At 42.2% G+C, this 16,003-nt stretch carries 15 protein-coding genes, 1 other RNA gene and 1 other annotated feature; of the genes, 5 read left to right on the top strand and 11 right to left on the bottom strand.

What is annotated here, in order from left to right:
* Positions 1-43: 43 nt before the first annotated feature.
* The 5 genes from leuB to BO225_RS10760 all read right to left on the bottom strand — a co-directional run bounded on the left by leuB (position 44) and on the right by BO225_RS10760 (position 7,241).
* Positions 44-1,123: a 3-isopropylmalate dehydrogenase gene (gene leuB / locus BO225_RS10785; protein ID WP_076342225.1), complete on the bottom strand. Its 1,080-nt coding sequence runs from the start codon at positions 1,121-1,123 to the stop codon at positions 44-46.
* Positions 1,123-1,614, bottom strand: coding sequence for a 3-isopropylmalate dehydratase small subunit (gene leuD / locus BO225_RS10780; RefSeq protein ID WP_076342224.1), 492 nt, complete (start codon positions 1,612-1,614; stop codon positions 1,123-1,125). The genes leuB and leuD overlap by 1 nt, the downstream gene beginning before the upstream one ends.
* A gap of 1 nt (position 1,615) precedes the next feature.
* Positions 1,616-2,878, bottom strand: a complete 1,263-nt coding sequence (leuC, locus tag BO225_RS10775) for a 3-isopropylmalate dehydratase large subunit (protein WP_076342223.1) — start codon at positions 2,876-2,878, stop codon at positions 1,616-1,618.
* A 4-nt stretch (positions 2,879-2,882) separates the two neighbouring features.
* Complete coding sequence (locus BO225_RS10770; protein ID WP_076342222.1) at positions 2,883-4,550, bottom strand: 2-isopropylmalate synthase; 1,668 nt, start codon at positions 4,548-4,550, stop codon at positions 2,883-2,885.
* A gap of 62 nt (positions 4,551-4,612) precedes the next feature.
* Positions 4,613-4,837, bottom strand: a binding site (T-box leader).
* A gap of 1,150 nt (positions 4,838-5,987) precedes the next feature.
* Positions 5,988-7,241, bottom strand: coding sequence for a YkvI family membrane protein (locus BO225_RS10760; RefSeq protein WP_076342220.1), 1,254 nt, complete (start codon positions 7,239-7,241; stop codon positions 5,988-5,990).
* A 247-nt stretch (positions 7,242-7,488) separates the two neighbouring features.
* On the opposite strand from BO225_RS10760, the gene BO225_RS10755 reads away from it, so the two are divergent.
* Both BO225_RS10755 and BO225_RS10750 read left to right on the top strand, forming a co-directional pair.
* Entirely contained in the window at positions 7,489-7,809 is a 321-nt protein-coding gene (locus BO225_RS10755) for a magnesium transporter CorA family protein (protein WP_076342219.1), read from the top strand.
* Between the two features lie 30 nt (positions 7,810-7,839).
* A complete protein-coding gene (locus tag BO225_RS10750) occupies positions 7,840-8,382 on the top strand; it encodes a CorA family divalent cation transporter (protein ID WP_143356827.1) in 543 nt (180 codons plus the stop codon).
* A 64-nt stretch (positions 8,383-8,446) separates the two neighbouring features.
* Here BO225_RS10750 and ssrA read toward each other — a convergent pair.
* The 3 genes from ssrA to BO225_RS10735 all read right to left on the bottom strand — a co-directional run bounded on the left by ssrA (position 8,447) and on the right by BO225_RS10735 (position 9,677).
* Positions 8,447-8,831: a transfer-messenger RNA gene (ssrA, locus tag BO225_RS10745) on the bottom strand.
* A 44-nt stretch (positions 8,832-8,875) separates the two neighbouring features.
* Positions 8,876-9,331 (bottom strand): SsrA-binding protein SmpB, encoded by a 456-nt coding sequence (gene smpB, locus BO225_RS10740; RefSeq protein ID WP_076342217.1) that lies wholly within the window; start codon positions 9,329-9,331, stop codon positions 8,876-8,878.
* A gap of 76 nt (positions 9,332-9,407) precedes the next feature.
* A complete protein-coding gene (locus BO225_RS10735; protein WP_076342216.1) occupies positions 9,408-9,677 on the bottom strand; it encodes a hypothetical protein in 270 nt (89 codons plus the stop codon).
* A gap of 295 nt (positions 9,678-9,972) precedes the next feature.
* Between BO225_RS10735 and serC the strand changes: the two genes are divergently transcribed.
* From serC to BO225_RS10720, 3 genes are read left to right on the top strand one after another with little or no spacing between them, the layout of a single operon-like run.
* Positions 9,973-11,067 (top strand): 3-phosphoserine/phosphohydroxythreonine transaminase, encoded by a 1,095-nt coding sequence (gene serC, locus BO225_RS10730; RefSeq protein WP_076342215.1) that lies wholly within the window; start codon positions 9,973-9,975, stop codon positions 11,065-11,067.
* Positions 11,060-12,223, top strand: a complete 1,164-nt coding sequence (locus BO225_RS10725) for a phosphoglycerate dehydrogenase (RefSeq protein WP_076342214.1) — start codon at positions 11,060-11,062, stop codon at positions 12,221-12,223. The genes serC and BO225_RS10725 overlap by 8 nt, the downstream gene beginning before the upstream one ends.
* Positions 12,213-12,995 (top strand): PHP domain-containing protein, encoded by a 783-nt coding sequence (locus BO225_RS10720; RefSeq protein ID WP_076342213.1) that lies wholly within the window; start codon positions 12,213-12,215, stop codon positions 12,993-12,995. The genes BO225_RS10725 and BO225_RS10720 overlap by 11 nt, the downstream gene beginning before the upstream one ends.
* 122 nt (positions 12,996-13,117) lie before the next feature.
* Here BO225_RS10720 and BO225_RS10715 read toward each other — a convergent pair whose 3' ends face one another.
* The 3 genes from BO225_RS10715 to rpsK all read right to left on the bottom strand — a co-directional run.
* A complete protein-coding gene (locus BO225_RS10715) occupies positions 13,118-14,857 on the bottom strand; it encodes an ABC-F family ATP-binding cassette domain-containing protein (RefSeq protein ID WP_233120330.1) in 1,740 nt (579 codons plus the stop codon).
* Between the two features lie 54 nt (positions 14,858-14,911).
* Positions 14,912-15,862, bottom strand: a complete 951-nt coding sequence (locus BO225_RS10710; RefSeq protein ID WP_076342211.1) for a DNA-directed RNA polymerase subunit alpha — start codon at positions 15,860-15,862, stop codon at positions 14,912-14,914.
* 13 nt (positions 15,863-15,875) lie between these two features.
* The coding region (gene rpsK / locus BO225_RS10705) for a 30S ribosomal protein S11 (protein WP_076342210.1) at positions 15,876-16,003 on the bottom strand (128 nt) is incomplete at its 5' end.

Genomic DNA, 16,003 nt, shown 5'->3' with positions numbered 1-16,003 from the left:
TTGTAACGCGAAAAGCGGCAAATCCATATCTTTGTCGCCATTTTTAACAAGATTCGATTTCTTTTCTGATTAAAGCACCCATTTCTTTGGTTCCCACTTGCTTCATGCCTTCGGACATCATATCGGCTGTACGATAGCCTTTTGTAAGCACGCTGTCGACAGCTTGCTCGATATCGTCCGCTTCTTTTGACATATCGAACGAATAACGAAGCATCATCGCAGCCGATAAGATGCAAGCGATCGGATTGATCACATCTTTTCCTGCAATATCTGGAGCGGATCCGTGGATCGGTTCATACAATCCATTTGAAGTCTCTCCTAAAGAAGAGCTTGGGATCATGCCAATGCTGCCAGTGATTTCACTGGCTTCATCGCTCAAAATATCGCCAAATAGGTTTTCGGTCACGATCACGTCGAATTGACTTGGATTTTTACAGATCTGCATGGCAGCGTTGTCTACGAACATTGTGGAATACTCGACGTCCGGATATTGTTCTTTGAGTCGATCAAAGACGGATGCCCATAAACGCGAAGTCTCCAAAACATTGTGTTTGTCGACCATGCATAACTTCTTATTCCTTTTTTGCGCGGTTTCAAAAGCGATCTTTCCGATTCTTTCGATCTCGTGCTCTGAATAGGGCATCGTATCCATCGCGATCTTTTCGCCATCGATTTCATACAGCTCGTGTTTGCCAAAATAAGCGCCTCCAATGAGTTCTCTTACGATGATAAAGTCGATTCCTTGATCGACGATTTCTTTTTTCAAAGGGGATGCTTCCGAAAGCTGTGGCCAGATCTTGGCTGGCCGATTGTTGGCGTACAACCCCATTCCTTCTCTTAATTTAAGAAGACCTTTTTCGGGTCGAAGATGTCCAGGAAGCCCTTCCCATTTAGGTCCTCCGATCGCGCCAAGCAAGACAGAATCTTGTTCAAGGCAGAGATTGAGCTGACTTTGCGGAAGCGGCTCGCCCATTTCATCGATCGCTTCTCCACCCATCAAGATCTTTGTATATTCAAACTCGTGTCCGTATTTTTTTTCGATCGCTTCTAAAACAGAGAGCGCTTGAGCGACGATTTCTTTCGAAGCGCAGTCTCCCCAGATCACACCAATTTTTTTATGCATCAATTTCCCTCCCGTATCGAAAGCATCAGACCACCAGCGTCGATGATCTTTTGAATGAATTCAGGGAATGGTTCAGCTTGCCACGACTTTCCATTGCTCAAATCATGAATGACGCCCGTTTTAAAATCGACATGCACTTCGTCGCCTTCTTCGATCCCATCGACCGCTTCTTTACATTCAAGGATGGGCATGCCGATATTGATCGAGTTTCGATAGAAAATACGCGCGAAGCTTTTGGCGATCACGCAGCCAACACCTGCTTCTTTGATGGCTAATGGGGCGTGTTCACGAGAGGACCCGCATCCAAAATTCCATCCCGCCACGATCAAATCGTTCTTTTTCACTTTTTTTACAAAGTTGGGATCGATATCTTCCATACAATGGAGGGCGAGTTCTTCCGGATCAGCCGTATTCAAATATCGAGCGGGAATGATCACATCCGTATCGACGTTGTCTTTAAATTTAAATACTTTTCCTTGTACATTTTCCATCTTAATCTACCTCTCTTGGATCGCAAATATAGCCTGTCAGCGCGGAAGCGGCTGCTGTATAAGGACTTGCCAAATACACTTCGGAGCTTGTATGCCCCATTCGGCCGACAAAGTTGCGATTCGTGGTGGAGATGCATCGCTCTTTTTCGGCTAAGATCCCCATATATCCGCCAAGACACGGTCCGCAAGTCGGTGTTGATACGACACATCCCGCATCGATAAACGCTTCGGTATATCCACGTTTGATGCATTCTTTATAAATTTCCATCGTAGCCGGAATGATGATGGCACGAACCCCTTCTTTGATCTGTTTTCCTTTCAAGATCTTATAGGCGGCTTCCATATCTTCCAAGCGACCGTTGGTGCAAGAGCCGATCACGACTTGATCGATCCGAATATCTTTTCCTTCTTTGGCTAGATGTGTATTCTCTGGAAGATGCGGATAAGCGACCGTAGGCTCGAGTGTTGAAAGATCGATATGGATCGTTTGCGTATAAGAAGCGTCTTCATCCGCTTCATAGATCTTCCACGCCCTTTGGCTTCGGCCTTCTAAATAATCGAACGTCACTTGATCGACTGGGAAGATCCCATTTTTCGCGCCCGCTTCGATAGCCATATTGCAGATGCATAGGCGATCGTCCATCGTTAAGCTCTTCACTCCTTCGCCCATGAATTCTAAAGATTGATAGAGCGCTCCATCGACACCGATCTTTCCGATCAAATCGAGGATCACATCTTTTCCTGAGACGCGATCAGGAAGAGTTCCGCTCAGTTCGACTTTGATGGCTGAAGGCACTTTGAACCAAGCTTTTCCTGTCGCCATGCCTGCAGCCATATCCGTCGATCCTACGCCCGTCGAAAAAGCCCCTAAAGCTCCATACGTACAAGTGTGAGAGTCGGCGCCAATAATACAATCGCCTGCTGTCACAATGCCTTGTTCTGGTAAAAGCGCGTGTTCGATTCCCATTTTTCCTACGTCAAAGAAGTTTTTGATGTTGTAGGTGTTGGCGAATTTGCGACAAGTAGCCGATTGTTGGGCGGCCTTAATGTCTTTGTTCGGAACAAAGTGGTCAAGGACGATATTGATTTTTTCTTGATCGAATACAGAATCAAAGCCGGCTTTTTCAAATTCTTTGATAGCGACAGGTGTAGTGATGTCGTTTCCTAAAACGGCATCGAGTTCGACTTCGATCAATTGGCCAGGCTTCACAGATTCGAGTCCGGCATGGTCAGCGAGTATTTTTTGTGACATTGTCATTGGCATGATCTTATTCCTCTTCTTTCAATCCATTGTTGATGGCGGACACGAGCGCTTTGATACTTGCCCGTATAATGTCGGTGTCGGTTCCAGCGCCCCATGTGAATGTCCTATCTTCCCATTCGATACCAACATAACCGGCTGCTCGAGAATGCGAGCCTTGCTCAAGAGCGTGTTCTTGATACGTTTGTAAACGGAACTCGATGCCAAGGCCTTCTTTCAAAGCATTGCATACTGCATCTAAGCGTCCGTTCCCGCGAGCGGTGAGTTCCATCTTCTTTCCGCCGATCAATGCGGTCACATGTGCGCTCGTAAGTGGTCCTTGCTGGAAATGGGCTTCTCGAACATAGACAGGAATATCTTTGTTTAGGTATGTTTTTTCAAAGATTTCGAGCACTTCTTCTGGCGCGAGTTCTTTATGAGCATGATCAGAGACGCTTTTTACCGTGTATCCAAAATGCTCGCGCATCTTGGCCGGCAATGTATATCCATACGCTGTCTCTAAGATGTATCCGATGCCTCCTTTTCCAGATTGAGAGTTGATGCGGATCACATCCGCGTCGTAGGTCCGAGAAATATCGTGAGGATCTAATGGAATATAAGGCACGCTCCATTGATGCAGTTCCTTGTCTTCTCGATAATGCATGCCTTTGGCGATCGCGTCTTGATGAGAGCCAGAGAATGCGGCGAAAACAAGATTTCCCGCATAAGGCTGGCGATCAGAGACAGGCATCCGACAAACTCGTTCATAGATTTCTACGATTTCTGGCATATTGGAAAAGTCGAGCTTTGGATCGACGCCATGCGTATACATATTCATCGCTAGAGTGATCGCATCCACGTTTCCGGTTCTTTCTCCATTTCCAAACAAGCAGCATTCGACGCGCTGAGCGCCTGCCAATAAAGCAAGTTCCGTGTCGGCAACTCCCGTTCCTCGATCGTTATGAGGGTGGGTGGACAAGATCACGCTGTCGCGATAGTTCAATCGGTCTGAACAATATTCGATTTGGTTGGCATAGATATGCGGCATTGACATTTCGACCGTAACAGGCAAATTGATGATCATTGGTTTGTCTGGTGTTGGCTGCATGACATCGAGCACCGCATTGCATACTTCTAACGCGTAATCAGGTTCGGTTCCCGTAAAACTTTCTGGAGAATATTCGAATAGGAAGTTGCCTTCATATTCTTGGGAAAGTTTTTTAACGAGTTTGGCGCCTTCGATCGCGATTTGCTTGATTTCTTCTTTTGATTTTTTAAAGACTTGTTCGCGTTGGGCGACGGATGTCGAGTTATAAAAATGGATGATGGCGCGGGGCGCTCCCTTTACCGCTTCAAATGTTTTTCGGATGATATGATCGCGGCATTGCGTCAAGACTTGGATCGTGACATCTTCGGGGATCATATCGTTGTCGATGAGAGTCCTTAAAAATTCATATTCTGTTTCAGAGGCGGCAGGAAACCCGACTTCGATCTCTTTGAATCCGATCGCGACGAGCATTTTATAAAACTCGAGCTTTTCTTCAAGATCCATCGGAACGACAAGAGCTTGGTTTCCGTCGCGCAGATCGACCGAGCACCATATTGGGGCTTGTTCAACGTGATCTTTTTTCACCCAGCGGTATTCGTTTTCTTTGGGTGGGTAATAACCTGGAGCGTATTTGCTTGCATCCATCATCTTCTTATTCCTCCTTATTTCTTCCTTAAAGACAAAATAAAAACTCGTCTTCAAGGCAAACCTTGAGAGACGAGTTAACCCGCGGTACCACTCTCATTGCCACAATGTGTGACCTCTTTACAGTCCAACAACTGCTTCCCTTTTAACGGTAGGCTTCCGTGTGAAATTACTTTTTTCACTTCACCAACTCCGAGGCGAGATGAACGATACGGCCTTGTTGCTTTTCACCTGCCAGCAACTCTCTACAAAGGAGATCTATCTTTCAATTTCCTCTTCAACGTCTTTGAATATTCATACTCAATTCAATTCGTGTAAAAACATAATAAAAGTCGGAAGAAACAAAGTCAAGCTCCTTTTCAATATTTTCAGAAAACCGCTGAAAAACAAAGAAAAAAGAGCTATGAAGAGCTCTTTTCTTTGTTATTGGATGAATGATTTTCCGTCATTTTTTATTTTCTTTTATTGTTTTTCCCTCGATACTCGAGTTCTATTTTTTGACGTTTCATTCGATCCTACATAGATCGTTTTCTACTTGGGATCGATTTCGTCTTTTCCACTTTGAATTGTCCGTGGCTTCTTCTTCCTTGCCCAGCATTCTTTTTTTCTTCAGCCCATCGCTTTCTTTACAGCCGATAGACTTGCTTTTATGATCTGTTGATCATTGTTTACTAGAGCTTCTCGTTCATTTTTACGACTTTTGTGTCGAGGAAGTTTTCTTTTTTCTTCGACCTTTTGTAGATTTCTTTCTATGTTTTAACCTTTTCTTTTGGCTCCTTCATAATAACTCGCTCTTTTCCTTCTTTCAAGCAAGTGGTCAAAGTGGTCTTATATGTGGGATTTTTAGATCACTTGGAACTTTTTTCATACACCGTTTTTCAATCGAGCCCAATACATCATTTCCTCCTAACGTCCTCATTAAAATAAAGGACAGACAATTTGTAAAATGCTTAGTTTTTCATGATTCAATGCCTTTTAAGCATAAAAAAAAGAGCTCCAAAGAGCTCTTTTCTTTGTTATTGGATGAATGATTTTCCGTCATTTCTTATTTTCTTTTTATTGTTTTCCCTCGATACCCGAGTCCTTTTTTAGACGTTTCATTCGATCCTGCATAGATCGTCTTCTACTTGGTATCGATTTCGCCTTTTCCACTTTGAATTGTCCGCGGCTTCTTCTTCCTTGCCTAGCATTCTTTTTTTCTTCAGCCTATCGCTTTCTTTACAGCCGATAGACTTGCTTTTATGATCTGTTGATCATTGTTTACTAGAGCTTCTCGTTCATTTTTACGACTTTTGTGTCGAGGAAGTTTTCTTTTTTTCTTCGATCCTTTGTAGATTTCTTTCTATGTTTTAACCTTTTCTTTTGGCACCTTCATAATAACTCGCTCTTTTCCTTCTTTCAAGCAAGTGGTCAAAGTGGTCTTATATGTGGGATTTTCGATCAACTATTCGGAATCGCTCCTTCTTGAATCAAAGTTTGCTCAATATCTTCAACTATATTTTCATCTTTAGCGACTGATAAATTTTCCAAGCGTTTATATTCGATTTGTTCTTTCTTTCCAAAATATTTATTTGGATGTAGTTTTATTTGAGCGAGTTTAACGAGCTTTTGCCGCACTTTTTGTTCTTGTTGACGATCTTTTCGGCTTACGATCCAGCTTCTCAGCAACACAACGAGCAACACCATTCCTAAATATCCCAAAATAGGATAGAAGCCAGAAATAAGCTGTTTGAAACCGACGAAGCTTAGAGCGTATCCGATCATGACCAATCCGATCAAATAGAGACGCATTTTCTTTTGATTCCCTTTCGCGAGTCGTGAAGCGAGCGAATAAAAAAGAGAGAAGGCTGTGTTGAAGATCAAAGCGAAAATGACGAACGCATAAATGGTCGCAAAAACAGGAGAGATTTGTTGCACTAAGACGAGCATCGGAATTTGAGCGTCTTTGACGACATTGACTTTCGCGAATAAAACAAGCGTCGCTAAAGTAATGATCAGACCAATCAAAAAGCCTCCGATCAGGCCGCCTTCTTTGGCGACTTTGATCCGAACCAATGAACTTCCAAGAATAAACGCCATCGAAACAGCTGTTATGGCGCATAAAGAAAAATAGTTAAGAACAGAAATCCAAATATTTGGTAATGAAGAAGGGAGTGTTTGAGCGATCGCATTCATTTCATTAAAATCGTACGTTTTCCCCCAAAATGTATAGATGAAAATTCCTAAGATCATCACGATCAAGATCGGAGTGAATATTCCAAGTACATTCATGATCTTCTTGAAATCAAAAAAACTTACCAAAATGATCAATAATGAGCAGATCAATCCGCCCATCCAGAAAGGAAGGTTGAATTGTTGTTGTAGATTTGAACCCGCTCCTGCGATCATAACAAACCCGATCACAAAACCTGAGAGGACAAGGGTTATGTCTAAAATTTTTTTTGTGAGTGGATGTGCGATTTGGGCTAGCACTTCATCGTGACTATCGGCATGATAATAGCAGCCAGTTCCCAGAATAATTTTGCCAAATATCATATTAAGAGCCGCGAGCCCCAAGACACCGATGATTCCTTTGTAGCCAAAACTCACGAAGTATTGCATGAGATCTTGTCCAGATGATAGTCCAGCTCCAACAATGATCCCAACATAGGCCAATGCGATTTTCCAAGCTTTTTTATGTAGATTCAACTGCATTCCTCCTTTAACAAAACATGATTAATTAAATCATTAATTCAAATTATACTCTACTTTTTTAATTTATGCTGTTATTATGCTTATAAGTATCAATTTCATTCCATCTATAGTCTTGGATTGCCCACATTGCTCAACGTTTATAAACAAAAAAAACTCATCAGATCTTCAATCATAGCATCCTTCGAGTCCTATCTTGTTCGAATCAAGTATAATAAGAATAAGAACAAAAAGAAGGAGATTGCGTTTTATGGAAAATGAAAATAAAATGATTGATTCCGATGCAGGACAAGTCGAAATATTAGGGCTTGAAGAATTTAAAAATAAGGAGCCTTCCATCTATCACGTTCAACATATTTACAAAGTCATCAGCAACCCTGAATTTTGTAAAGCCGCCAATTTCAGAGGCCTCCTCTATGGTACTTTCGTGATTCCTTCTAAAAAGAATCTGCAGATCTCCCACAATAAGTTCGCTTTTTGCTTAACGAACAATAAGCTATATTTTATTGACGAAGGATCTAAAGTTCGAAAAAAGTCCGCCATATGCAAGATATTTATGACGACGAAATAAAAACGCCTCTTGTTTTTTTTGCTCGACTTTATGGAGTATCTCGTTCGCGAAGACTTATATATTCTGCAAGGATATGAAAAAACACTTGCTGATTTTGCTTCGAAGATGGAGAGCGATAAAATCTCAAATACGAGTCAAGATTTTTTATATATGCGCAATGAGCTCAACGCGCTCTTTATTTATTATGAGCAGCTTGCCAATATGGCCCAAACGATCGAGCAGGTAGTGATCCAAAGTGAAGACGAGACAGCGCAAACGCTTCTTTCACTCTATATTCAGCGAGTGAATCATTTAGCTTCTATTACCCATGCGCAAAAAGAATCGCTTACCCAAGTTTTAGATATGAAGCAAGCTAAACTTTCTGAACGGCAAAATGATCTAGTCAATCTGTTGACGATCGTTACCTCTATTTTTACTCCACTCACCTTTATCACAGGATGGTTGGGCATGAACTTCATCAATATGCATCTTCTTAAACAACCTTGGGGATATACTGCCTGTATCGTTTTCTGTATTCTTTTAACTTTTGTGCAGATCATCGTGATCCGAAAATGGCGGATCTTTCATAAATGATCTTCGTTGGATCAAAATTACACCGCAATAAAAAAAGCCCTTTACATAAGGGCTGGATCTTCTATGGTGGAGATGAGGAGACTCGAACTCCTGTCTAGATAACGTCCCACGAATAAACGTTTACAGCTTATTCCATCTAAGAAACCATAAAGCTATGATGGACAATATACTTTATGGGTTTGATCAACGTGTTTAAGAACAGGGAACCGATCCACTCTTGTTCCGATCTTCTTTGCCATTCTCAAATTTGTTATAAGAAAGCGAACTCACAAATTCGGGCTGCAAGACAAACGTAGTCTAATTAGGCAGCAAATGCCATTGCTGGGCGGTTAGCACCAAACAAGTTAGCAAATTTAGTTTTAGCGTTTAAATTTTAATGGTTTTTACGTGTTCCTTCACGGCTGTAGTCTATCCCAAACGATTACCTATCGAATGCCAAAAACATCCCCAGTATCAATTGGTTCGATTAATATAAACCAATTAAATATCGATGTCAATACTTAAACTTCATCGCTTTTTCGATTTCGCGTTTCGCATCCTTCTCTTTTTCGGATTGACGCTTATCATGCAGATTTTTACCTTTCGCGAGCGCGATCTCCAATTTAGCGAGACCATGACTCAAATAGATCCGAACAGGAACGATCGTATAGCCTTTGATCTTTGTCGCCTGCTCCAGTTTTAAAATTTCGTTTTTATGAAGCAAAAGCCTTCGATCCCGCGTCTGTTCATGATTGAAGCGATTCCCAAATTCATAGGGAGAAATATGCATCTCTTTGATATAGGCTTGTCCATCCCGGATCGAGATATAACTATCTTTCAGCTGCACTTTTCCATGCCGAATGCTTTTGATCTCTGTTCCCTTCAATTCAAGTCCGGCTTCGAATGTATCGAACAATTCATAGTCATGACGCGCCTTTTTATTCAATGCCACTGTTTTTTGATTGCCCATTTTTCTCCTCCGCTTTCTATTTATATTATCATGGAAAAAGAAAAAAAGAAAAGACGCCTTGCGACGTCTGCTTCGATTACTTGCTTACTTTGTCGGCTACTGCGTCTTTCGCATCGTTTACTTTTTCTTTTACAGTATTCGTTGCGTCTTTCGCTGCGCTTTTTGCAGCTTCAGCCGTTGATTTAGCTGCTTCTTTGGCTTTTTCTGCTGCCTCTTTGGCTTTGTGTTCAGCTTCTTTTTTATCGATATCTGCTTTGATTTTGTCCGCCTCTTTTGCGACGTCTTCTTTCAAGTCATCCCAATGTTCTTTCATTTCTTCTTCGGCTTTTTTAAAAAAATCTGACATGGTATTTTTCTCCTTTATCTTTGTTAATCTAATAGTAGACACAACCCAAACCAAAAGCAAATCAGATGCTTATGTTGAAAATAAATGAAACAGTAAATGTAAATAGTATTGAACAAAATGCGTGAAAAACCCCTATAGAAGCCTTTAAATCCCACAAAAATCATAAAATTGTTTAAATATTAAGCACATTTGCTTCTTTTTCCCATACATTTTGGACTTGCATTCTCTTTAAAGAATCGTATAATGAAAACTATTATGAAAGGAAAGGTGGATTCTATTCACCAAGGTGAAAAAAATGACACGAGTTTACAACTTTAGTGCAGGCCCAGCATGTTTGCCAGAATGGGTACTCAATAAAGCCAGCGAAGAAATGCTGGACGCACACCAGAGCGGAATGAGCGTAATGGAGATGTCCCACCGATCCAGTGAATTTGAAGATATTTTAAATACCGCAAAAGCACGACTTCGTCGATTGATGAATATTCCGGAAGATTACGAGATCCTCTTCTTGCAAGGAGGCGGATCAATGCAGTTCAGCATGATCCCGATGAACTTCTTAAAAAACGGAGCCGACATCATCAATACTGGACAATGGACAAAAAAAGCGATCGCTGAACATAAAAAATTAGGAAAAACGAACGTCGTCGCGTCCAGCGCGGAAGATAACTTTACCTATATCCCCAAAATCAAACAATCCGATCTGAGCGAAGATAGCGACTATGTATATATTTGCGAAAACAACACGATCTATGGAACAAAATATAAAGAGCTTCCTCCTCACGAAGGAAAGATGCTCATGGCCGATCTTTCTAGCTGTATTTTAAGCGAACCAACAGACGTGACAAAATACGACTTGATCTTTGCCGGCGCCCAAAAAAACATCGGTCCAGCAGGAGTCACTCTCGTTATCATCAAAAAAGATCTGCTCAAAGACAGCGATACGCTTCCAAGCATGCTCAATTATAAAACATATGCCGACAACAATTCGATGTACAATACCCCGCCAACATATGGTATCTACATTTGCGGCCTCGTATTCGAGTGGCTCGAAGATGTGATCGGCGGCCTTGAAAACATGCAAAAGATCAACCATCAAAAGGCGAATCTGCTCTATGACTATATTGACTCTTCTTCTTTATATTCTAATCCAGTCAATAAGGAAGATCGTTCATATATGAACGTTCCATTTGTGACTGGCGATAAAGAACTCGACGCCAAATTTGTCAAAGAAGCCAAAGAAGCTGGTTTCGTCAACATCAAAGGACACCGTACAGTGGGTGGAATGCGTGCAAGCATTTACAACGCGATGCCACTCGAAGGTATAGAAACGCTCATTGAATTCATGAAAAAATTTGAAGCGGAAAACGCGAAAGGAACTGCTAATGTATAAAATCAAGCTCTACAACAATATTGCTCAAAAAGGATTAGATCGATTCAACGATCGCTTTCTTGTAGGCGATGATCTGCAAGAGGAAGACGCGATCATCGTCCGCTCTGCCAATCTCCATGATCTCGATTATGCAGATAACTTAAAAGCGATCGCTCGCGCGGGCGCTGGTGTCAACAATATCGACTTGGAAACATGTACACAAAAAGGGATCGTCGTCTTCAATACGCCAGGTGCGAATTCCAACGCTGTAAAAGAACTCGTATTTGCTGGTCTTCTTCTTGCAAGCCGTGACATTTATCACGGAATCGAATGGGCGAAAAGCCAAAGCGGCAATGAAAACCTTAGCAAAGATGTTGAGAAACAAAAGAAAAAATACGCTGGAAATGAGATCACAGGAAAGACATTAGGCGTGATCGGTTTAGGCGCGATCGGGATCCAAGTCGCCAACCTCGCTCTCCGCTTTGGTATGCAAGTAGAAGGATACGACCCCTATATTTCCGTTGACAACGCATGGAGCATGTCTCGATGGGTCAATCACGTCAAAGATGAAAAAGAACTGTTCGCCAACGCGGACTATATTTCTTTGCATCTGCCTTTGATGGATTCCACGAAAAATACGATCAACAAAGAGACGATCGCGCTCATGAAAGATGGTGTCAAGATCCTCAACTTCGCCCGTGGCGGTCTAGTCAACGACGAAGATATGCTTGAAGCCTTGAATAGCGGAAAAGTCGCCGTATATGTGACCGATTTCCCTTCCCCTCTTCTTGCGGATCATCCTCACGTGATCCCGATTCCGCATTTAGGAGCGAGCACAGACGAATCGGAAGAAAATTGCGCGATCAAAGCGGCTGATGAGGTCATGGAATATTTAACAACGGGAAATATTATCAACTCCGTCAATATGCCAAACGCCTTCGCGCCATTCACAGGAAATTATCGGATCTGCGTCATCCATGAAAACAAACCAAAAATGATTTCGCAAATTACAGATAAGCTTGCCAGCGAAGACGCCAATATCGAGAATTTGCTCAATAAATCAAAAAAAGAGATCGCCTATACGATCTTGGATCTCGACCAAAAGCCAAGCGAAAAATCGATCAACGAAATCAAGGAGATCCGTGGCGTCGTTCGAGTAGAAGTCTATGAAAAATAAAACCGATGGCCATGTCCACTTAGAAAATGGCCCTTTGAGCAAAGAATATGTTTGGGAATTTGTCAAAGCCGCCCAAGAACAAGGAATCGAGCATCTGCAGATTTTAGACCATACACATCGATTTTATGAATTCCACGATATGTATAAAGGTGTCTATGAGGCGGATCCAAGACAAAAAGAATGGTTTGAAAAGAAACAAGTCAATTCGATCAAAGACTATCATAAGCTCATTGAAGAAATGAAAAACGAGTCTTTTCCGATCGATGTTCAATTTGGTTTAGAAGTGTGTTATTCTCCAGAAAACGAATCTTTTCTAAAAGAGATCCTTTCTCAATATCCTTATGACTTTCTTGTCGGAAGCGTTCATTCGATCGATGGCCTCCTCTATGACATGGACGCCTTTTCCAAAGACCTCCTCTGGGAAAAGGAAGATGTCTCATCGATCTATAAACGCTATTACGACCGGATCGCAAAAGCGATCCAATCCGATCTTTTTACTCAGATCGGGCATCCTGACGTGATCAAAATGTATAATTATCCTGCTGGATACGATCTTACAGAAACCTATAAACAGCTTGCTAGGCTCGCTAAGGAGCATCGCGTCAAAATGGAAGATAACACGGGGGCGCATTATCGCTATCACCATCACGATGTTGGTTTAGATCCAGCTTTCCGCCAGATCCTCCTTGACGAAGGCGTAGAGATCATCACAGCCAGCGATGCCCATTATCCAAAACACGTCGCTAAAGACTTCGACCTATTACTATTATAATGTTTAAAAAGAGTATCTTTCGATACTCTTTTTATATTATATAAACGATGATCATGGCGACTATGATCACGATCGCTAAGATCAAAGCTACCCAATTCGTCTTTTTTTCATTTTCTTGATGTTTATTCATTTTCTCTCTTTTCTTCCAAAACCATCCACCGCTCGCTCTTCTCCTCGAGCAAAGCTTCCTTTTCATCTCGTTGCGCCGTCAAAGAAGAAAGAATCTCATAAGACAAGTTCGGCTCGCTCATTTGCGCATTCAAGCTCTCGATCTCCTTTTCCAATGAGTCAAGAAGTTCTGGCAAAACAGACAATTCCTTCTTTTCCATATACGTCAATCGAGCTTTTCTCTCCTTTTTATAAACTGGCTTCGTTTCTTTTTCTTTCTTAGGGCGCTCCTTCATGCGGATCAAAGCTTCGGAATACCCACCCACAAGATCCAAGATCGCGCCTTTTTCAAAAAGAAAAGTATGTTCAGCGATTCGATCCAAAAAGTATCGATCGTGCGAGACCGCGATCACGATTCCAGGAAAAGTATCCAAATAATCTTCTAAGATCTCCAAAGTGACAAGATCTAGATCATTTGTCGGTTCATCCAACAATAAGACATTAGGCGCCTGCATGAGTACCCGAAGCAAATAAAGACGCCTTCTCTCTCCGCCAGAAAGACGAGAAATCGGAACATAATGCATCTCTTTAGGAAACAAAAACCGTTCTAGCATTTGCGAAGCCGTGATCGTATCTTTACCAAGAGAAACGACTTTCGCCGTTTCTTCTAAATAGTCGATCACTCGCATATTCAGATCCACTTCTTGATCCCCTTGTCGAAAAAATCCGATCCGGACTGTCTCTCCCCACTCGATCGTTCCGCTAGTGGGAGCAAGTTCATGATCAAAGATCTTCAACAATGTGCTTTTCCCGCATCCATTCAGTCCAACGATCCCTATTCGATCGTTCGAAAGAAGACGATAACTAAAATGCGAAAAAAGATCTTTTTGTCCAGAATAATGAAAAGCCAGATCTTCCCATTCGATCGTTTTCTTGCCTAGTCGTGTCGAAGCGCTCTCCAGCTGCAGCCTCGCTTCCTGCTCTTTTTTACGCTTTTTTCTCAGCTCTTCGAAGCGATCGAGCCTAGACTTTGATTTCGTGCTCCGCGCCTGCACACCAGCCCGCACCCATTCAAGATCTTTTCGATACAGATTGTTCAACGCCGCGTTTTGTTTTGCCTCAATCATCTGACGTGTCTGTTTCGCTTCTAGATAGGCTTGATAGTTCCCCTCGATCACATACAAAGATCCATGATCCAATTCAAAAATCGTATTACAGATGCGATCGAGAAAATAGCGATCGTGACTCACCATGACAACCGCGCAATTCATTTTGATCAACTGGTTTTCCAGCCACCCAATCGTCTGTTCATCCAAATGGTTGGTTGGCTCGTCTAGAAGCAATAGATCGCACGGACTGACTAATGCCATAGCCAAAGCCAAACGCTTTCTTTGCCCGCCAGACATCGATGAGATTGCCAGATCATAGTCTTGCAATCCTAGCTTTGAAAGAATGCTTTTCAAAGCGTATTCATCGAGCGGTACAGCGTTTTTTTGATTTTCAAACTGCATTTCTTCTAAAGCGGTTTCTTGACTAAAAGTAGGTGTCTGAGGTAAATAATGAATCCGAATGTTCGATGGAACAATAAAATCGCCAACACTCTCATCCAATGAAGCGATGCTTTTCAACAATGTCGACTTTCCGCAGCCATTCACCCCCACGATCGCGATCTTATCTTTTTCTTTGATCGAGAATTGGATCTTTTGAAACAGAACTTTGTCATTGATCGTTTTCGATACATTTTGCGCACTCAACAGCAATTCGACCCCTCCAATCTAAAAAAAGTCGGAAGTCCGACTTTTTGCTCATTATTCGTACGATTTAAAGAATAAACCAAGCTGATACATTTTTTCTTTGACTTCCTTCAAAGATTTCTTTCCAAGATTTTTTACATGCATCATTTCATCTTCGGTTTTTTGTGTCAATTCATCCACAGTTTGGATGCCCGCTCTTTTTAAGCAATTATACGAACGGACAGAAAGATCCAAATCTTCGATCATCATCGTATTCGGTTTTTGACCATCTTCCACTTGCGCTTGCTGTACTGTAAAGCTTTCTTCAAGATCCAAGCCAGCAAACGGCACGATCTCGTCCAGATTATCGACCAAGATCGAAGAAGCTTCCGAAATCGCCTGAACAGGAGTTATCGTTCCATCTGTCGTTACATAAAGATGGACCTTATCATATTTGATATCTTGTCCTACAAGAGCTGGTTCTGACAAATATTCAGCCGAACGGATCGGAGTGAAGGTCGTATCGATCGCAATCGCTTCTTCAGGAAGCGAATACGCCTCTCGATTCTCTGAAGCGCTCTTAAAGCCGATCCCATTGGCTACATATAAATTCATATTCAAGGAAGCTCCTTTTTCCAGAGTACAGATCGGCTGATCTGGATCTGTGATATCGACTTCTTCTGGACAGATCAGATCCGCGGCCGTTACGATCGCTGGCCCCTCTTTGCTGATGGTGAGCGTTTCAAGCTGATCACTATCCGAAGTGAGCTTCAACGCTTTGACATTCAACAAGATCCCTGTCACATCTTCTAAGATTCCCGCAACTGTCGTCGCATTTGGATCCGCTCCTTCGATCGTAAATCCGACAACGCCAGATCCAGGCAAATTCATCATCAATACACGGCAAACGGCATTCCCGATCGTCGTTCCAAACCCGCGTTCAAGGGGTTCAAAAACGAAAGTTCCTTGAACATCCGATTCTTCTGTGGATTCTTTATGAAAAGTCGCTCTTTTAAATTCCTGCATGTCAGCCTCCTAACTATCCGCGAGGTCTTTTTGGTGGACGGCATCCATTGTGAGGGATCGGTGTGACATCATTGATCATCGTGATGTTCAAGCCCGCTACCTGCAGCGCCCGTACAGCCGCTTCACGTCCAGGTCCTGGTC

This window comes from Dubosiella newyorkensis (assembly GCF_001945605.1).
Classification (GTDB): Bacteria; Bacillota_I; Bacilli_A; order Erysipelotrichales; family Erysipelotrichaceae; genus Dubosiella; species Dubosiella newyorkensis.
The sequence above is the reverse complement of the archived record's forward strand: the minus strand, read 5'-3'. Positions and strand labels throughout refer to the sequence as shown.

What these genes read in the sequence shown, in the direction of transcription:
- BO225_RS10710 (WP_076342211.1), bottom strand. Translation starts at nt 15,862, where the DNA reads ATGCAGGAATTTAAAAGAGCGACTTTTCATAAAGAATCCACAGAAGAA.
- leuC (WP_076342223.1), bottom strand. Translation starts at nt 2,878, where the DNA reads ATGCCAATGACAATGTCACAAAAAATACTCGCTGACCATGCCGGACTC.
- BO225_RS10755 (WP_076342219.1), top strand. Translation starts at nt 7,489, where the DNA reads ATGGAAAATGAAAATAAAATGATTGATTCCGATGCAGGACAAGTCGAA.
- BO225_RS10720 (WP_076342213.1), top strand. Translation starts at nt 12,213, where the DNA reads ATGAAAAATAAAACCGATGGCCATGTCCACTTAGAAAATGGCCCTTTG.
- leuB (WP_076342225.1), bottom strand. Translation starts at nt 1,123, where the DNA reads ATGCATAAAAAAATTGGTGTGATCTGGGGAGACTGCGCTTCGAAAGAA.
- BO225_RS10760 (WP_076342220.1), bottom strand. Translation starts at nt 7,241, where the DNA reads ATGCAGTTGAATCTACATAAAAAAGCTTGGAAAATCGCATTGGCCTAT.
- leuD (WP_076342224.1), bottom strand. Translation starts at nt 1,614, where the DNA reads ATGGAAAATGTACAAGGAAAAGTATTTAAATTTAAAGACAACGTCGAT.
- serC (WP_076342215.1), top strand. Translation starts at nt 9,973, where the DNA reads ATGACACGAGTTTACAACTTTAGTGCAGGCCCAGCATGTTTGCCAGAA.
- BO225_RS10735 (WP_076342216.1), bottom strand. Translation starts at nt 9,677, where the DNA reads ATGTCAGATTTTTTTAAAAAAGCCGAAGAAGAAATGAAAGAACATTGG.
- BO225_RS10750 (WP_143356827.1), top strand. Translation starts at nt 7,840, where the DNA reads ATGGAGTATCTCGTTCGCGAAGACTTATATATTCTGCAAGGATATGAA.
- BO225_RS10725 (WP_076342214.1), top strand. Translation starts at nt 11,060, where the DNA reads ATGTATAAAATCAAGCTCTACAACAATATTGCTCAAAAAGGATTAGAT.
- BO225_RS10770 (WP_076342222.1), bottom strand. Translation starts at nt 4,550, where the DNA reads ATGATGGATGCAAGCAAATACGCTCCAGGTTATTACCCACCCAAAGAA.
- smpB (WP_076342217.1), bottom strand. Translation starts at nt 9,331, where the DNA reads ATGGGCAATCAAAAAACAGTGGCATTGAATAAAAAGGCGCGTCATGAC.